This window comes from Polaribacter sp. Q13, assembly GCF_016858305.2.
Classification (GTDB): Bacteria; Bacteroidota; Bacteroidia; order Flavobacteriales; family Flavobacteriaceae; genus Polaribacter.
On record NZ_CP074436.1, the window covers coordinates 1,318,281 to 1,332,860 of the forward strand.

The following is a 14,580-nucleotide window of genomic DNA, read 5'->3' on the forward strand; positions in this document are numbered from 1 at the left end:
TTTTTTTAAACTTTAAGAGATAACTCCAGAACCTAATAATTCGTCTTCTTTATACCAAGCTACAAATTGCCCTTCTTGTATGGCAGATTGTTGGTTTTCGAACGCAACATACAAACCTGTTTCTACTTTATATAAAGTAGCATTTTCTAAAGGTTGTCTGTATCTAATTCTAGCAGCTACTTGCATATTTTCACCAGGTTTTAGTGTTAAATCTTTACGAATCCAATGTATTTCTTCATTAGAAACAAATAACACATTTCTATATAATCCTGGATGATTTTTACCTTCTCCTGTATAAATTACATTTTCTACAACATCCGTTTCAATTACATATAAACCTTCTTTTGTGCCACCAACATTTAAGCCTTTACGTTGTCCTTTCGTAAAATAATGTGCTCCTTGATGTTTACCAACCACTTTACCATCTTCTTTATTGTAAGTAAATTTAGTAGCATAATATTTTAACTCCTTTTCTTTATTTTCAAAAGAAGGAGCTTGTTTTGTGTACTGCTCAAAATCCGTTGGAATGGTAACAATTACACCTTCTTTAGGTTGCAATTTTTGTTGTAAAAACTCTGGTAAACGAACTTTACCAATAAAACATAAACCCTGAGAATCTTTCTTCTCTGCGGTAATTAAATCTGCTTCTTTGGCAATTTTTCTTACTTCTGGTTTTGTTAATTCACCAATCGGGAATAATGCTTTTGTTAATTGTTCTTGAGATAATTGACATAAAAAATAAGACTGATCTTTATTATTATCCTTACCTGCTAATAATTTACAAACTGGTTTCCCATCGATAATCTCTTCTCCTTTTCTACAATAATGACCGGTAGCCACATAATCTGCACCCAATTTTAAAGCAATGTCCATAAAAGCATCAAACTTTATTTCTCGGTTACAAAGTACATCCGGATTTGGCGTTCTACCTTTAGAATATTCATCGAACATATAATCTACAATACGTTCTTTGTATAGGTTACTTAAATCTACCACTTGAAAAGGGATTCCTAGCTTTTCTGCAACAATCATTGCATCATTAGAATCTTCTAACCAAGGACATTCATTAGAAATAGTGACAGAATCATCATGCCAATTTTTCATAAAAAGTCCTATAACATCAAAACCTTGTTCTTTTAATAAATGTGCAGTAACACTAGAATCTACACCACCAGAAAGACCAACAACTACTCGTTTCATTTTTAATTTTTGAGGTTGCAAAGATACAAATTAGAAATGGTTTTTATAGATTGAAAGAATTGATGTAGCTATTGTTTTGTTTTATATAGAATAACGAAAAAACGCCTAAAATCAATCTTCCTTTTTACGAGTAAAAGTATTTTTCTTTCTTAGTTCTTTTTCTGTTGCCACTTCCCCATCCATATAATATTCCCAATTGCCAACTCTTAATCCGTTTTTATAATTTCCAGTTTCTTTTAATTTTCCGTCGAGTTCAAAGTATTTCGCCAATCCGTTTAACACTCCTTCTTTATAAGTAACCTCCTGAATAAGAACCCGTTTATCAGAATATTTACTAGCAACACCATCTAACAAACCATTTTTATAAGTGGCAAACTCTGTAACCTGGCCGTCTTGATAATAAATTATTTGAGCTCCATCTAATTTACCGTTTTTATAATTTTCTTCCGACATAATTTTGCCATCAGAATAAAAATATTTCCAATTTCCAACACGTTTTCTACCATTTATAACTCCCTCTGTTTCAATTTTACCATTTAATGTAAAAAATTGAACATATAAAGAATCAGAGTCTGTAAAAAACGTCTTTATAATAACAGGATGTTTAGAGCTAGTAATATCATAAAACTTAAAAACGCCAACTTCTTTTCCTTTTTTAAATTCGCCTACATACCGTATTCTCTTATTGGAATAATATTTTTTCCAGACACCTGTTCTTTTTTTATTCTGATCAAATTGATTAATTCTCTGAGCATTGCTTGTTTCATTAGTGAAAAAACAGGCAAAAAAGAGTAAAATAAAAAATAGTCTCTTTACATTTAACATTTAGTATTAATTTTGAAAACAAATATACATTAATAGTGCCAAAAACAAATCTTCATTTCTTAACGGAACACCTCCATAATATGGAAAACCCTAAAAGGGAAAACCGACAAAGAGTTGCGAATATTGTATTGGAAAATCAAAATTTATTTAAAGAATTGATTTCTATTACTTTTGATATTGAAAATAAAGTTTCTATAAAAGCAGCTTGGGTTTTAGAATGGATATGTACGCATCATCATTTAGAGTGGATTTTACCACATTTAGATGCGTTTACTTCAAAAATAGCATCTCTAAAATTTGATAGTGCTATTAGACCTTGTGCCAAAATTTGCGAACATTTAGCGACTGCTTATTATGCAAAAAATGAAAATGAAATCAAAAAAAAACTTTCCCATCTGCAAATAGAAGCCATAATAGAAACAGGTTTCGATTGGCTCATTACACCACAAAAAATTGCGGTAAGAGCCTATACTATGAATACGTTGTACTTCTTTGGCTTAGAAAAAAAATGGATTCACCCAGAATTAAAATATTTAATTGAAACTAAAATTATTCACGAAAGTAAAGGCTGTAAAGCACGTGGAAAATTTATTTTAAGTTTGATAGCTAAACGAACTTAAAATAATTAGAAACCCAGATTCTTTTTATCTAAAATTCATTTAGTAAAAAAAAATAAGAGCGCTTACATAATATCTAAAGTTAAAAATCATTCACCTTTTTTAAAAATTTAAGAAACAACCTTTGCCATAATTAATAATTAAAAAAATCGTGAATTTCTGACAATTAAAAATGTGTTAATTCATAAAATTCGTATCCAAAAAACATCATAAATCTGCTAAATTCACTATTTTTGCAATTAACAACATAACTAAAAAATGAACTTAACTAAATTAAATGCCATCTCTCCTATTGATGGACGTTATAGAGATAAAATATCAAAATTAGCAGACTATTTTTCTGAAGAAGCTTTAATAAAATACAGAGTTCGTGTAGAAATTGAATATTTTATTGCTTTGTGCGAAATTCCTTTACCACAATTAGCAAACTTTAATACCGATTTATTTGGTGATTTACGTAAAATTTATATCGATTTTACTGCAGAAGATGCTCAGAAAATAAAAGATATAGAAAGCATTACCAATCATGATGTAAAAGCTGTTGAGTATTTTATCAAAGAAAAATTTGATGCATTAGGTTTACAAGCACATAAAGAATTTATCCATTTTGGTTTAACTTCTCAAGACATAAACAATACTGCAATTCCGCTTTCTATAAAAGAAGCAATGAATGATGTTTATGTTCCTCAATATTTTGAGCTTTTAGAAAGATTACAAGAACTAGTTATTGAGTGGAAAGACATTTCTATGTTGGCAAGAACGCATGGTCAGCCAGCATCTCCTACAAGGTTAGGTAAAGAAATAGATGTTTATGTAGTTCGTTTAAAAGAGCAATTTAACTTATTAAATGACATACCAAGTGCTGCTAAATTTGGTGGTGCAACAGGTAATTATAACGCTCATAAAGTGGCTTATCCAACCATAGATTGGAAGGAATTTGGAAGTACTTTTGTACAAGAAAAATTAGGATTACATCACTCTTTTCCTACAACTCAAATAGAACATTACGATCATTTAGCTGCTTTGTTTGATACGCTAAAACGTATAAATACTATTGTTTTAGATTTAGATAGAGATTTCTGGACATACGTTTCTATGGAGTACTTTAAACAAAAAATTAAGGCCGGTGAGGTTGGTTCTTCAGCAATGCCACATAAAGTAAATCCTATTGATTTTGAAAACTCTGAAGGAAATTTAGGATTGGCAAATGCAATTTTCGAACACCTATCTGCAAAATTACCAGTTTCTCGTTTGCAACGTGATTTAACAGACAGTACGGTTTTACGTAATGTTGGTGTGCCTTTTGGGCATACAATTATCGCTTTTACATCTACCTTAAAAGGATTGAACAAATTGTTACTAAACAAGCAAAAATTTGAGGATGATTTAGAAAATAATTGGGCAGTTGTTGCAGAAGCTATTCAAACTATTTTAAGAAGAGAAGCATACCCTAACCCTTATGAAGCCTTAAAAGGGTTGACAAGAACAAATGCTAAAATCAACCAAAAATCTATTGCAGATTTTATTGACACTTTAGAAGTTTCGTCAGAAATTAAAGAAGAATTAAAAGCAATTACACCTGCAAACTATACAGGAATATAAATTTTTAAGAAGTAAATATTATGAGAGTAAAGAATGTAAAAGTTTCTGTTTTTAATATAAATAAAAGAAGATTTATGTTCTTTTCTCTCTTATCTCTTTTCTTTTTTCTGACTTCTTGTCATTCAGAAATTAAAGACAATGGAGATCGTTTTAAAAAAGGAGTTTTTGAAATTCCTGCAGGAAAAGGATATAGTAAAACCACCGTAATAAGAAAAGATAGCCTTCAAATTGAAGAATACGAAAAGATTATAAGTATTTCTAATGACAGTATTACAACTGAAAAAAGAATGAAACATATTGATACCTTATATATCAAATGGAAAAATAATTTCTTTTATTCTTTAAAAATGAAATCTCCAAAAAGAGAGTTAGATAAAGATCCTATTTATATTCAAATAACAAAAGTTACTGACAGCTCTTATAATTTTACTGCAAAAATTGGTTTTAGTAAATTTAAACAAAACGGTACTGTTTATAAAGTAAAGTAAAATGGAAATTTTCTTACATTTAGATACTTGGGTTGCCTTATTAACCTTAACTTTTTTAGAAATAGTTTTAGGAATAGACAATATTATTTTTATTTCAATTTCTGCTAATAAACTACCTAAACACCAAGTAAAAAAAGGAACACTTCTAGGATTGTCTTTAGCAATGATTACTAGAATTTTATTACTTATTAGTATCTCTTATCTAATTGCTTTTAAAGAACCTTTTTTAGAAATTAATATTGGTTGGTTTAAAACAGCTTTAACAGGCCAAAGTATCATCTTATTTTTAGGTGGCCTTTTTTTACTTTACAAGAGTACCAAAGAAATTAGAGAAAAAGTAGAACACACAAATGAAGATGAAATTTTAAAAACGCCAAAAGTAATATCTCTTACAAATGTTATAATTCAAATTATACTAATAGACATCGTTTTTTCTTTTGACAGTATTTTAACTGCCGTTGGTATGACTAACGGAATTGATGGCGCATTATTAATTATGATTATTGCCGTAATTGTTTCTATTATAATTATGATGATTTTTTCGAGCCCTATTAGTAATTTTGTAAACAGAAACCCGACGATACAAATGTTGGCATTGTCCTTTTTAATTTTAATAGGTTTTATGTTGATTACAGAAAGTGCTCATTTATCTAATACAGTAATTTTTAACCAATCTGTTGGTGCGGTTCCAAAAGGTTATTTGTACTTTGCGATCGCATTTTCTTTAGGGGTAGAAATGCTAAATTTAAAAATTAGAAAAAAATAAAACTTTTGTACAAAAAATTATTTAGCTTTTTTTTTCTCTTATTATTGATGTTACCAACATCTATAGAAATAATTCACGATTTACAAAATCATGAACACTCTGTATGTACTTCTGTTAGTGAACATCACATACATAATCAACATTTAAATTGTGCTCAATTCCATAAGCATTTAACCATATTTTCAATGGATTTTACATCTAATTTCGATGTAATTCCTGCGCATTATTACACTTCAATTTTCATAGATAAACCTCAAAGAATTAAAGAAGTTTGTCAGTCTATAAAAACATCTAGAGGCCCACCCTATTTTACTGTTTAAATTACAATTGTCATTTTGATACGCGAGAAAAAAATTCTCAAACGAAAATGATCTAGTGAAGTTTTGTCATTTCTACTACTACTAAATTAAAATATTTTTTAATTGAAAGTATCTAGCGAAGCTTTGAAGAAATTACTTAAAGTTACATGATTTTGGTTTTCTAAATTATGAAATTTATCCTATCGTCGAAATGACTACCGGAAGGTTTTTCTTAACTTTTAAACTCAATAGATCATTAAAACAGAATCACCACCAAATATATAAATGGTAGGATGAATGACGAAGTAACCTCACTATAAAACAAACAGATTGCTTCATACTATTTAAAATGACGCATAGATTTTAATAATCAGTAAAAAAACATCAATGAAAACATTAATAACATTGCTACTTTTAGTGGCGGGATTTTCTGTGAATGCACAAAATAGCATTTCAGGAAAAATTACGGATATAGATAATAACTCTTTAGCCGACGTACAAATTAACACTCCAGAATTGCATAAAGGAACTACTTCTAAAGAAGACGGAACCTATGTACTTAAAAATATCCCTAATGGGAAAATTAAAATTAATTTTAGTTATTTAGGTTTTAAAACAGTCTCTAAAATCATTGATTTTAATACCGGAAACGTATCATTAGATATTCAATTAAAAGAAACTGCTTTTAAAATGGATGAAGTAATCATTTCTGCACCTTTTAATAAATTACAGTCAGAAAATGTAATGAAAATAGAAAGGTTATCCGCAAAAGCAATTCAAAAAACAGGAGCGACAACACTTGCCGAAGGAATTACAAATATTGCTGGAGTATCACAAATTTCTACAGGTGCTTCTATAGGGAAACCCGTAATTAGAGGTTTAAGCGGAAATAGAGTTTTAGTATATACACAAGGCATTCGATTAGAAAACCAGCAATTTGGTGGCGAACATGGTTTAGGGATTAATGACGCAGGAATAAGTAGTGTTGAAGTTATAAAAGGCCCTGCCTCTCTACTTTATGGTTCTGATGCTTTGGGTGGTGTTTTATATTTAAATCCAGAAAAATTTGCATCAGAAAACGATAAAGAAATAAATTTTAGTCATCGTTTTTTTGGTAATACTATAGGTACTAATACTTCTATTGGCGCAAAATTATCTTCGGAAAGTTGGAAATTTTTAGCAAGAGCAACGTATGCAAATCATTCAGATTATAAAATCCCAACAGATGAGAGAGTAACCAATACTCGTTTTAATGAAAAGGATTTTAAAACAGGAATTGGGTATTCTAAAAATAATTTTACCTCAGAAATTCGTTATAATTTTAACAGATCTCAATTAGGGTTACCAGAAGACGGAATTGGCGAACAGTCTACAAGTAAAACTCTTTTAGATCCTTATCAAATTGTCGATAATCATATTTTAAGTTCTCACAATCATTTCTTTTTAGGTGATTCTAAATTAGATTTAGATTTGGGATATACTTTTAATGACAGACAAGAGTTTGAGGAAGGTGATGAAGCTGCTTTAAGAATGAAATTAAAAACATTTAGTTATAATGGAAAATATCATTTTCCTAAAATTGGAAGTGTAGAAATTCTTTCTGGAGTGCAAGGTTTACATCAAACAAACACCAATTTTGGTGAAGAAATCTTAATTCCTGATGCTACTATAAATGATTTTGGAATTTTTACCACTGCAAATTATTCTTGGAATAAAAATAGTTTACAAGCCGGAATTAGATATGATAATAGAAATATAAACACAGAAAGACATGAACTTTCTGAAGATGGAGATGTTCGTGTTTTTGAAGCTATTTATAAATCTTTCAATAGTTTTACTACTTCTTTAGGCTATAAAGCTTCATTAACTGATAAAATTACAACTAGAATAAACATAGCTTCTGGTTTTAGAGCACCTAATTTAGCAGAATTAACTTCTAATGGCGTGCATGAAGGTACCAACCGATTCGAGAAAGGAAATAATGACCTTACCAATGAACAGAATTTTCAATTTGATCTTTCTTTAGAATATAAAACAGAACATATTGAACTATTTGCAAACGGTTTTTACAATAAAATAAACGACTATATTTACATCTCTCCTACTGGTACTATTGAAGATGGAAATCCTGTTTATAATTATCTGCAAGAAGACGCTAAATTATATGGTGGTGAATTTGGTTTTCACTTACACCCACATCCTTTAGACTGGTTGCATTTAGAAAGTACTTTTGAAACCGTAATTGGCGAACAAGATAATGGAAATTATTTACCTTTAATCCCTGCTAATTCTTGGAAAAACACCTTAAGAACTGAGTTTAACATTCAGAATTGGTTACAACAAGGGTATGCTTCTTTAACTTTAAAAAGTACTTTTTCACAAAATAAAGTTAGTGAGTTTGAAACCTATTCTCCTAGTTACAATTTATTAAACTTTGGTTTTGGCGGAGATATTAAGATAAATAATATCAAATTCTCTACTAGTGTATCTGCAAATAATATTTTGAATAAAAAATATATTGATCATTTATCAAGATTAAAAGCAGATGGAATTTTAAACCAAGGACGAAATATTGTTTTAGGGATTAATTTCGTATTGTAGATAACAACTTAAACCTCAAAGGTTTTAAAAATCTTTGAGGTTCTTTTTATATTATTAATGCACATACTCGGTTTTCTTAATCCTACTTAAAGAAATAAAAGCAGCCAAAAAGAATACAGCTAGTGCCAATACACTAGATTGTATCGATATCATAGAATTTAAAATTCCAAAAGTAACCATACCAATCACCAAAGCTATTTTTTCTGTAACATCAAAAAAGCTAAAATACGATGCAGTATCTTCCGTTTTTGGTAACATTTTAGAATAGGTAGACCTTGCTAAAGACTGTATAGCGCCCATTACCAAACCTATTAAAGCTCCTAAAACATAAAAATATATATCTATATTCGGCGTCTCTTTTGTGAGGTTAAAACCAATAAAACAAACAACTCCCCAAATTACAATGGTAATTTTTAATGTTTTGATATTTCCTATTTTATTTGACAATCTAGAAAACAAGAAAGCTCCTAAAATTCCTACAAACTGAACTAGTAAAATAGTACCAATTAAGTTTAAGGTTTCTAAACCTAAAATAGTTCCAAAAATACCCGCCATTAAAATTATTGTTTGTACACCAATACTCCATAAAAAGAAAGAAATTAAAAATATTTTTAATTCTCTGTATGCAAATAATTCTTTGGCTACTTTTTTTATTTCTTTTAGTCCTTTCGAAAAATAATTGTCTTTAGGGATTTCTTTTTTTTCTTCGTTTGGCAATTTAGCATAGGTTATTTGTGCAAAACCAAGCCACCACAATCCTACTAAGACAAAAGATAACTGAGAGCCCAGTTGTTTATCATAAAAACCAAAAACTTTAGTTTCTATTAAAACCAAACACAAAAGCAATAATATTATAGAACCTAAATACCCTAACATAAACCCTTTTGCACTGGCATTGTCTTGTTGTTCTGGTAAAGCTACCTCTGGCAGATAGGCGTTGTAAAACACAATACTTCCCCAGAACCCAATACTTGCTAAAATGGTAAAAAGAATTCCCACCCAAAGCGTTTCTTTTCCTGTAAAAAAGAATAAACTCATTACTGACAGCGCGCCTAGTAAACAGAAACCTTTTAAAAATTTCTTTTTATTACCGGCATAATCTGCAATACCAGAAAGCATTGGCGAAATAAAAGCGACCACTAAAAATGAAAAAGCCATAGCATAATTATACAAGGTTGTCGGTGTCCATAAAGTACCTAAAAAGGCAATTTTACCATCTGCATTTGCAAAACCTTCTGAGGTAGTTAAACCTGCATAATAAATAGGAAAAACAGCAGTACTTATAACCAAAGAATATACTGAATTTGCCCAATCATAAAAAGCCCAAGCATTGATTAATTTTTTATCTCCTATTTTTAACATAGCATATTTTATTTATAAAAAAAGCCGTTCAAATACTAATTTGAACGGCCACAATATAGGAAATCTATTCCTTTTCTAATTTATTTAATTCTTTACTTTGGCATTGTATTGTGCCGCATATTTTTTAGCTGTCGGCAAATAATTTCTTAAATCTTGAATTCTAGACTCATTAGAAGGGTGTGTGCTTAAAATTTCTGGTTGCGAACTTCCACCAGAATTAGCACTCATTCTTACCCAAACCTCAGCAGCTTCTCTACCATCATAACCAGCCATAATCATAAAAACCAAACCTAATCTGTCTGCTTCTTGTTCATGCACTCTACTAAACTTTAACATTCCTAAACCAGAACCTACTCCAAATGCGGTATTCCATAATTGTTGCGATTCTGAACTTTTACCAGAAGTACCTAATGCCACAGCAACACCACCTAATTGTTGTAATTGCCCTTGAGACATTCTTTCTTGACCGTGTTTAGCAAAAGCATGTGCAACTTCGTGCCCCATTACAGCAGCTACTCCATTATCATTTGCACAAATTGGCATAATACCAGTATAAAAAACAACTTTACCTCCTGGCATACACCAAGCATTTACTGTATTATCTTCTACTAAATTAAACTCCCATCTATAAGAATCTGCTTCTTTACTCATACCATTTGCTCTCATAAAACGATCTACCGCAGCAGAAATATTTTTACCAACTTCTTTTATTTGGTTAGACATTACCCTATTTGTAGACAACTTATTTTCTTCTAAAAAACTACTATATTGAGCAAAACTAGAAGGTAATACCTGAGCATCACTTACAAAATTAACACGGCTTCTACCTGTAATTGGCACGGTACTGCATTCTACAAAAAGGAAAACCGTTAAAACTAAAATAATTGTTTTTTTCATCTATTTATTTTTTTTATCATCAATACTTAATAAGACACATATTACTTTAAATTGTCACTATAAAGTATCTTTTAGAATTTTATAAAATTACATATTCTAACTTTATCAAAAAAATAATACTTTAAAGAAAGTTAAATTTGTAATTTTTGCAAATAATATTCGTCGAAAATAGAAACAAGATACTTTTATGAAAAATATATTCTCCTTACTTACGCTACTTTTTTTAATTAGTTGTTCTAGCAATGCTCAGACTTCATCCAAAGAACAAAAAACCTATACCATTGAAAAAACAAATGCCGAATGGAAAAAAATATTAACTCCTAAACAATATTATGTATTACGAGAAGCAGGCACAGAAAGAGCTTTTTCTAGTTCTTTTAACACAAACAAAGCTACTGGTACTTATGTTTGTGCTGCTTGTAAAACACCTCTATATAAATCTGAGTACAAATATGATTCTGGTTCTGGTTGGCCTTCTTTTGACAGAGCTATTAAAAATAATGTTGAATTAGATGTCGATTATAAAATTGGGTACGCTAGAACAGAGTTAAAATGCAATACTTGTGGTGGTCACTTAGGACATTCTTTTGATGATGGCCCTAAAAACTCTACCGGAAAACGTCATTGTATTAATGGTGATGCTTTAGAATTTATTGCTAACTAATCAATAGAAATAAATAAAATACTTTATTTTTAGTTAATTTCTTGTTAATAATGCATATATTTAGAAAAATAACTGCATTATAATTAAAAAGAAATTTTCATTGATTAAAGAATCACTTTTAATAATACTTGTTTTATTTGTATTTGAAACTTATTCTCAACATACAAAACGAACTCTTTTAAATTCTACAATATCTACTGTAGGTAGCAATTCTGTACAATCTATTTCTAAAAATAAAATAAGGTACCAAATTGCACAAAGCATTGGTCAATCTAGTATTATTGGCACAAAAAGTACTAGTAAAATAAATGTTCAACAAGGGTTTTTAAATAATAGTAAAATATTTAACATCAATAATTCTAACATAGATATTATTGATGAATCTCTTAGACTTGTAATTTCTCCAAATCCTTTTATAGAATTTATAACACTTAACTTCTCTAAAGAAACTAAGCATAAAATTCATATACGAATTTATGACATCAATCGTAAAATCATCTTTACAAAAGAATACACCCCTACAGACAATTTACTTATCCCCCTTAAACATTATAGTATAGGAACTTATATTATACGCATACAAAGTGGTACTAGTACATTTACAGAAAAGCTTCTAAAAACAGAATAAGAGATGTTGAAAAATATCTCACATATTATAATTATAACTGTTGTATTTATTTTCATAAATTATACAACAGAAGCACAACAGGTCTATATTGAAACTGGTTTTGAAAATGCCTATTTTAAAAATTATGTAAATAATTTAGGTAATAACTCTTTAGATTTAAGTTATTCAAAAGCACAAGATTTTTTTATGGAAGGTGGTTTTAGGTTTAAATTATATGAAGAAAGATATACTTGGGATTTAGGTCTCGGATACAACAAATATAAAATTAACATTGGTTATTATTCAGGTAATATTAGCATACCAGCAACCTATGATTTAAGTTATATAACCTTAAAAGCAGGCGCTAATTTTGCTATTGTTAATGAAAGACGATTAAAAGTACAAATACACGCACATGTTTCTTACGATTGGCTTATTGCTGGAGCAAGGACCTCTAAAGACAATACAGTTAATTTATACAAGGAAAATACATTCGACAAAAATCTACTTAGAATACACAGAGGAATAAGTGTAGAGTATGTTATTCATGATAATCTATCTACCTATATAAAATATAATGTAGCCGATAGTTTTAAAGAAAAAAGCCAAGACAGTAATATAGAAGAATCATATTCATTTCACACCAAGGCATTTTCGTTCGGATTGTTATTCTATATTTTAAGATTAAACAATAGAAGACGATTCTAAAAACATGAAATTTTCGCATAAAACACTGCTTATTTTACTTTTATTAGCCAGCACTTTTGTGTTTGGTCAAACACCAGGTTTTAATTATCAGGCGCTAATTTTAAATACTAAAGAAATTCAGATTCCTGGAACAGATGTATTAGAGAACCAGGTTCCTTTAGGTCTAGAAGAAATTGCTTTGCGTTTTACAATAACAAATGAAGCAGGTACAGAATACATAGAAGAACATACAATTAATACAGATGAAAACGGAATGGTTTCCGTTATTATAGGTGAAGGAACCCCCATTAACAATACTTTTTATGATATTAATTGGGATGGAAAATTAAAATATTTAAATGTTGAATTAAATATTTTGAACAATAACGATGGTTTTGTCTTTTTAGACAGTCAGAAGATACTATACATACCTCAACCTGAAAATGGAAACGGGAATAGAAATGGAAACATAAAAATAGTAAACTCTTTAGGAGACTTATCTCTTCCTTTTAAATTGGGAGATATTATTTGGCTTACAAATTATGGTCTAAATAACAACCCATCATTAATGATTTGGGATGACACAAAATGGATTCCTATTAATGATGATTTTGACCCTACAAATGAATTTGGACTTATAGTAGTGGATAATGATAGTTTTAGAAATATACAATTTAAAGATCCTGTAACTGGAGATCAAGTGTGGAACCAGACTTGTAAATGTATTGAAATATTTGATGGAACTCATTGGGTATCTTCTAAAAACACCGAGGCAATAAATGGACTTTATACAAATGGTGATAACATAAAACTAGGGGGCATTTTAATTGAACCGACTATAATTACTACAGACGTAACTAACACATTTGCCATTGCAGGGTTATTAGAAAGTACAAATACCGAAGATAAAATAATTGTAATAGATAAAAGTACCGGTGTCTTAAGACAAAAACCTACTTCTACTTTCCTTCAAAAAAAACAAGTAGTTATAATTGCTTATGAAGGACAAATTGATTTTACTACTCCCCTAAACATTACAAATACGGATAAAATAGACGTTTATAGAAATGGTGTTCGTATCAATTTTACAGCAATTAATACTACTACTATAAAATTAGAACGAGAAGCAAAATGCTACCAAGACGATAAAATTAGAATAGTACAATTCTATTAAATGATAATAAAAACTAAAAGCCTGTGAATAAAAACAAATTAAAATGAAAACGTAAAAAACTAAATCAATTAAAAATGAAAACTATGAAAAGGAATTATTTAAAATTAACAGTATTAAGCCTTATAATAATGATAAGCACTGCAATAAACGCGCAAAGAACGAATACATCAACAAATGCTGCTACAGATTTTACAAAACAAGCAAATACTGTTTTAGGTGAAGCTGGCGGTTCTATTAAAGTGATTGATAATAAAGGTACAATTAAGTATTTACAATCTAGTAATGGCGTAACAATGTTTACTGATACCGCACCCAATGGAGGTATAATTACCACCTGGCAATTAGGAGGCACTTTAACTGATGATACTTATATTGATGCATCTGGAGCTATTTTTGCAATTACAGGAATTGATGGAATTGATGCTACGGCCGGAGATGCCGAAAACTCTGCTGCTACTGCTTTTGATACCACTGGGTACTCATTATTAGTTAGGGATGAAGCTAGTGGCGAAACAAAAAAACTTTTATTGACAAACTTTATTGACGTTCTATGGGATGAAACAGAATTAACTGCAGATGTAACAACCGATTTTACTGTGGATGCTATTGGTATGTTAGCAACTACAAACGTTAATCGTGTATCTGTTTATAGAAATGGGGCTAAATTAAGATCCGGTACAGATTATACAATTACAACAGTTAATGAAGTCAACATAGTTGTCGCTGCATTAGGTGGTGCTGCTTATACTGGAGATGTTTTTGAAGTACACTTTATTAAATAAATAGCATAT

At 29.7% G+C, this 14,580-nt stretch carries 15 protein-coding genes; 11 read left to right on the forward strand and 4 right to left on the reverse strand.

From position 1 onward, the window contains the following. Nucleotides 1-12: 12 nt before the first annotated feature. Nucleotides 13-1,200, reverse strand: coding sequence for a tRNA 2-thiouridine(34) synthase MnmA (gene mnmA, locus JOP69_RS05375; RefSeq protein WP_203392124.1), 1,188 nt, complete (start codon nt 1,198-1,200; stop codon nt 13-15). Between the two features lie 111 nt (nt 1,201-1,311). After that, nucleotides 1,312-2,025, reverse strand: a complete 714-nt coding sequence (locus JOP69_RS05380) for a toxin-antitoxin system YwqK family antitoxin (RefSeq protein ID WP_203392123.1) — start codon at nt 2,023-2,025, stop codon at nt 1,312-1,314. Nucleotides 2,026-2,105: 80 nt separating this feature from the next. Between JOP69_RS05380 and JOP69_RS05385 the strand changes: the two genes are divergently transcribed. The 6 genes from JOP69_RS05385 to JOP69_RS05410 all read left to right on the forward strand — a co-directional run bounded on the left by JOP69_RS05385 (nt 2,106) and on the right by JOP69_RS05410 (nt 8,398). Then, a complete protein-coding gene (locus JOP69_RS05385; protein ID WP_203392122.1) occupies nt 2,106-2,645 on the forward strand; it encodes an adenylosuccinate lyase in 540 nt (179 codons plus the stop codon). A gap of 255 nt (nt 2,646-2,900) precedes the next feature. Then, nucleotides 2,901-4,244, forward strand: a complete 1,344-nt coding sequence (purB, locus tag JOP69_RS05390; protein ID WP_203392121.1) for an adenylosuccinate lyase — start codon at nt 2,901-2,903, stop codon at nt 4,242-4,244. A gap of 20 nt (nt 4,245-4,264) precedes the next feature. Beyond that, complete coding sequence (locus JOP69_RS05395; RefSeq protein WP_252191198.1) at nt 4,265-4,732, forward strand: hypothetical protein; 468 nt, start codon at nt 4,265-4,267, stop codon at nt 4,730-4,732. A gap of 1 nt (nt 4,733) precedes the next feature. Then, complete coding sequence (locus tag JOP69_RS05400) at nt 4,734-5,498, forward strand: TerC family protein (RefSeq protein WP_203392120.1); 765 nt, start codon at nt 4,734-4,736, stop codon at nt 5,496-5,498. Between the two features lie 5 nt (nt 5,499-5,503). Then, nucleotides 5,504-5,818 (forward strand): hypothetical protein, encoded by a 315-nt coding sequence (locus JOP69_RS05405; protein ID WP_203392119.1) that lies wholly within the window; start codon nt 5,504-5,506, stop codon nt 5,816-5,818. Between the two features lie 366 nt (nt 5,819-6,184). Further along, nucleotides 6,185-8,398, forward strand: coding sequence for a TonB-dependent receptor (locus JOP69_RS05410; RefSeq protein ID WP_203392118.1), 2,214 nt, complete (start codon nt 6,185-6,187; stop codon nt 8,396-8,398). Nucleotides 8,399-8,452: 54 nt separating this feature from the next. On the opposite strand, the gene JOP69_RS05415 is transcribed toward JOP69_RS05410, so the two are convergent. Further along, nucleotides 8,453-9,760, reverse strand: a complete 1,308-nt coding sequence (locus JOP69_RS05415; RefSeq protein WP_203392117.1) for an MFS transporter — start codon at nt 9,758-9,760, stop codon at nt 8,453-8,455. 84 nt (nt 9,761-9,844) lie between these two features. Continuing rightward, nucleotides 9,845-10,657: a M48 family metallopeptidase gene (locus JOP69_RS05420; RefSeq protein WP_203392116.1), complete on the reverse strand. Its 813-nt coding sequence runs from the start codon at nt 10,655-10,657 to the stop codon at nt 9,845-9,847. A gap of 187 nt (nt 10,658-10,844) precedes the next feature. Between JOP69_RS05420 and msrB the strand changes: the two genes are divergently transcribed. From msrB to JOP69_RS05445, 5 genes are all read left to right on the forward strand, one after another. Then, entirely contained in the window at nt 10,845-11,321 is a 477-nt protein-coding gene (gene msrB / locus JOP69_RS05425; RefSeq protein ID WP_203392115.1) for a peptide-methionine (R)-S-oxide reductase MsrB, read from the forward strand. A 100-nt stretch (nt 11,322-11,421) separates the two neighbouring features. After that, nucleotides 11,422-11,949, forward strand: a complete 528-nt coding sequence (locus JOP69_RS05430; protein WP_203392114.1) for a T9SS type A sorting domain-containing protein — start codon at nt 11,422-11,424, stop codon at nt 11,947-11,949. Between the two features lie 3 nt (nt 11,950-11,952). Continuing rightward, nucleotides 11,953-12,636: a hypothetical protein gene (locus JOP69_RS05435; protein WP_203392113.1), complete on the forward strand. Its 684-nt coding sequence runs from the start codon at nt 11,953-11,955 to the stop codon at nt 12,634-12,636. A gap of 4 nt (nt 12,637-12,640) precedes the next feature. Continuing rightward, nucleotides 12,641-13,789 carry a hypothetical protein gene (locus JOP69_RS05440; RefSeq protein ID WP_203392112.1) on the forward strand — a complete coding sequence of 383 codons (1,149 nt, stop codon included), beginning with the start codon at nt 12,641-12,643 and terminating at the stop codon, nt 13,787-13,789. A gap of 83 nt (nt 13,790-13,872) precedes the next feature. After that, on the forward strand, nt 13,873-14,571 hold the full coding sequence (locus JOP69_RS05445) for a hypothetical protein (RefSeq protein WP_166386423.1): 699 nt from the start codon (nt 13,873-13,875) through the stop codon (nt 14,569-14,571). The last annotated feature ends 9 nt before the right edge of the window (nt 14,572-14,580 follow it).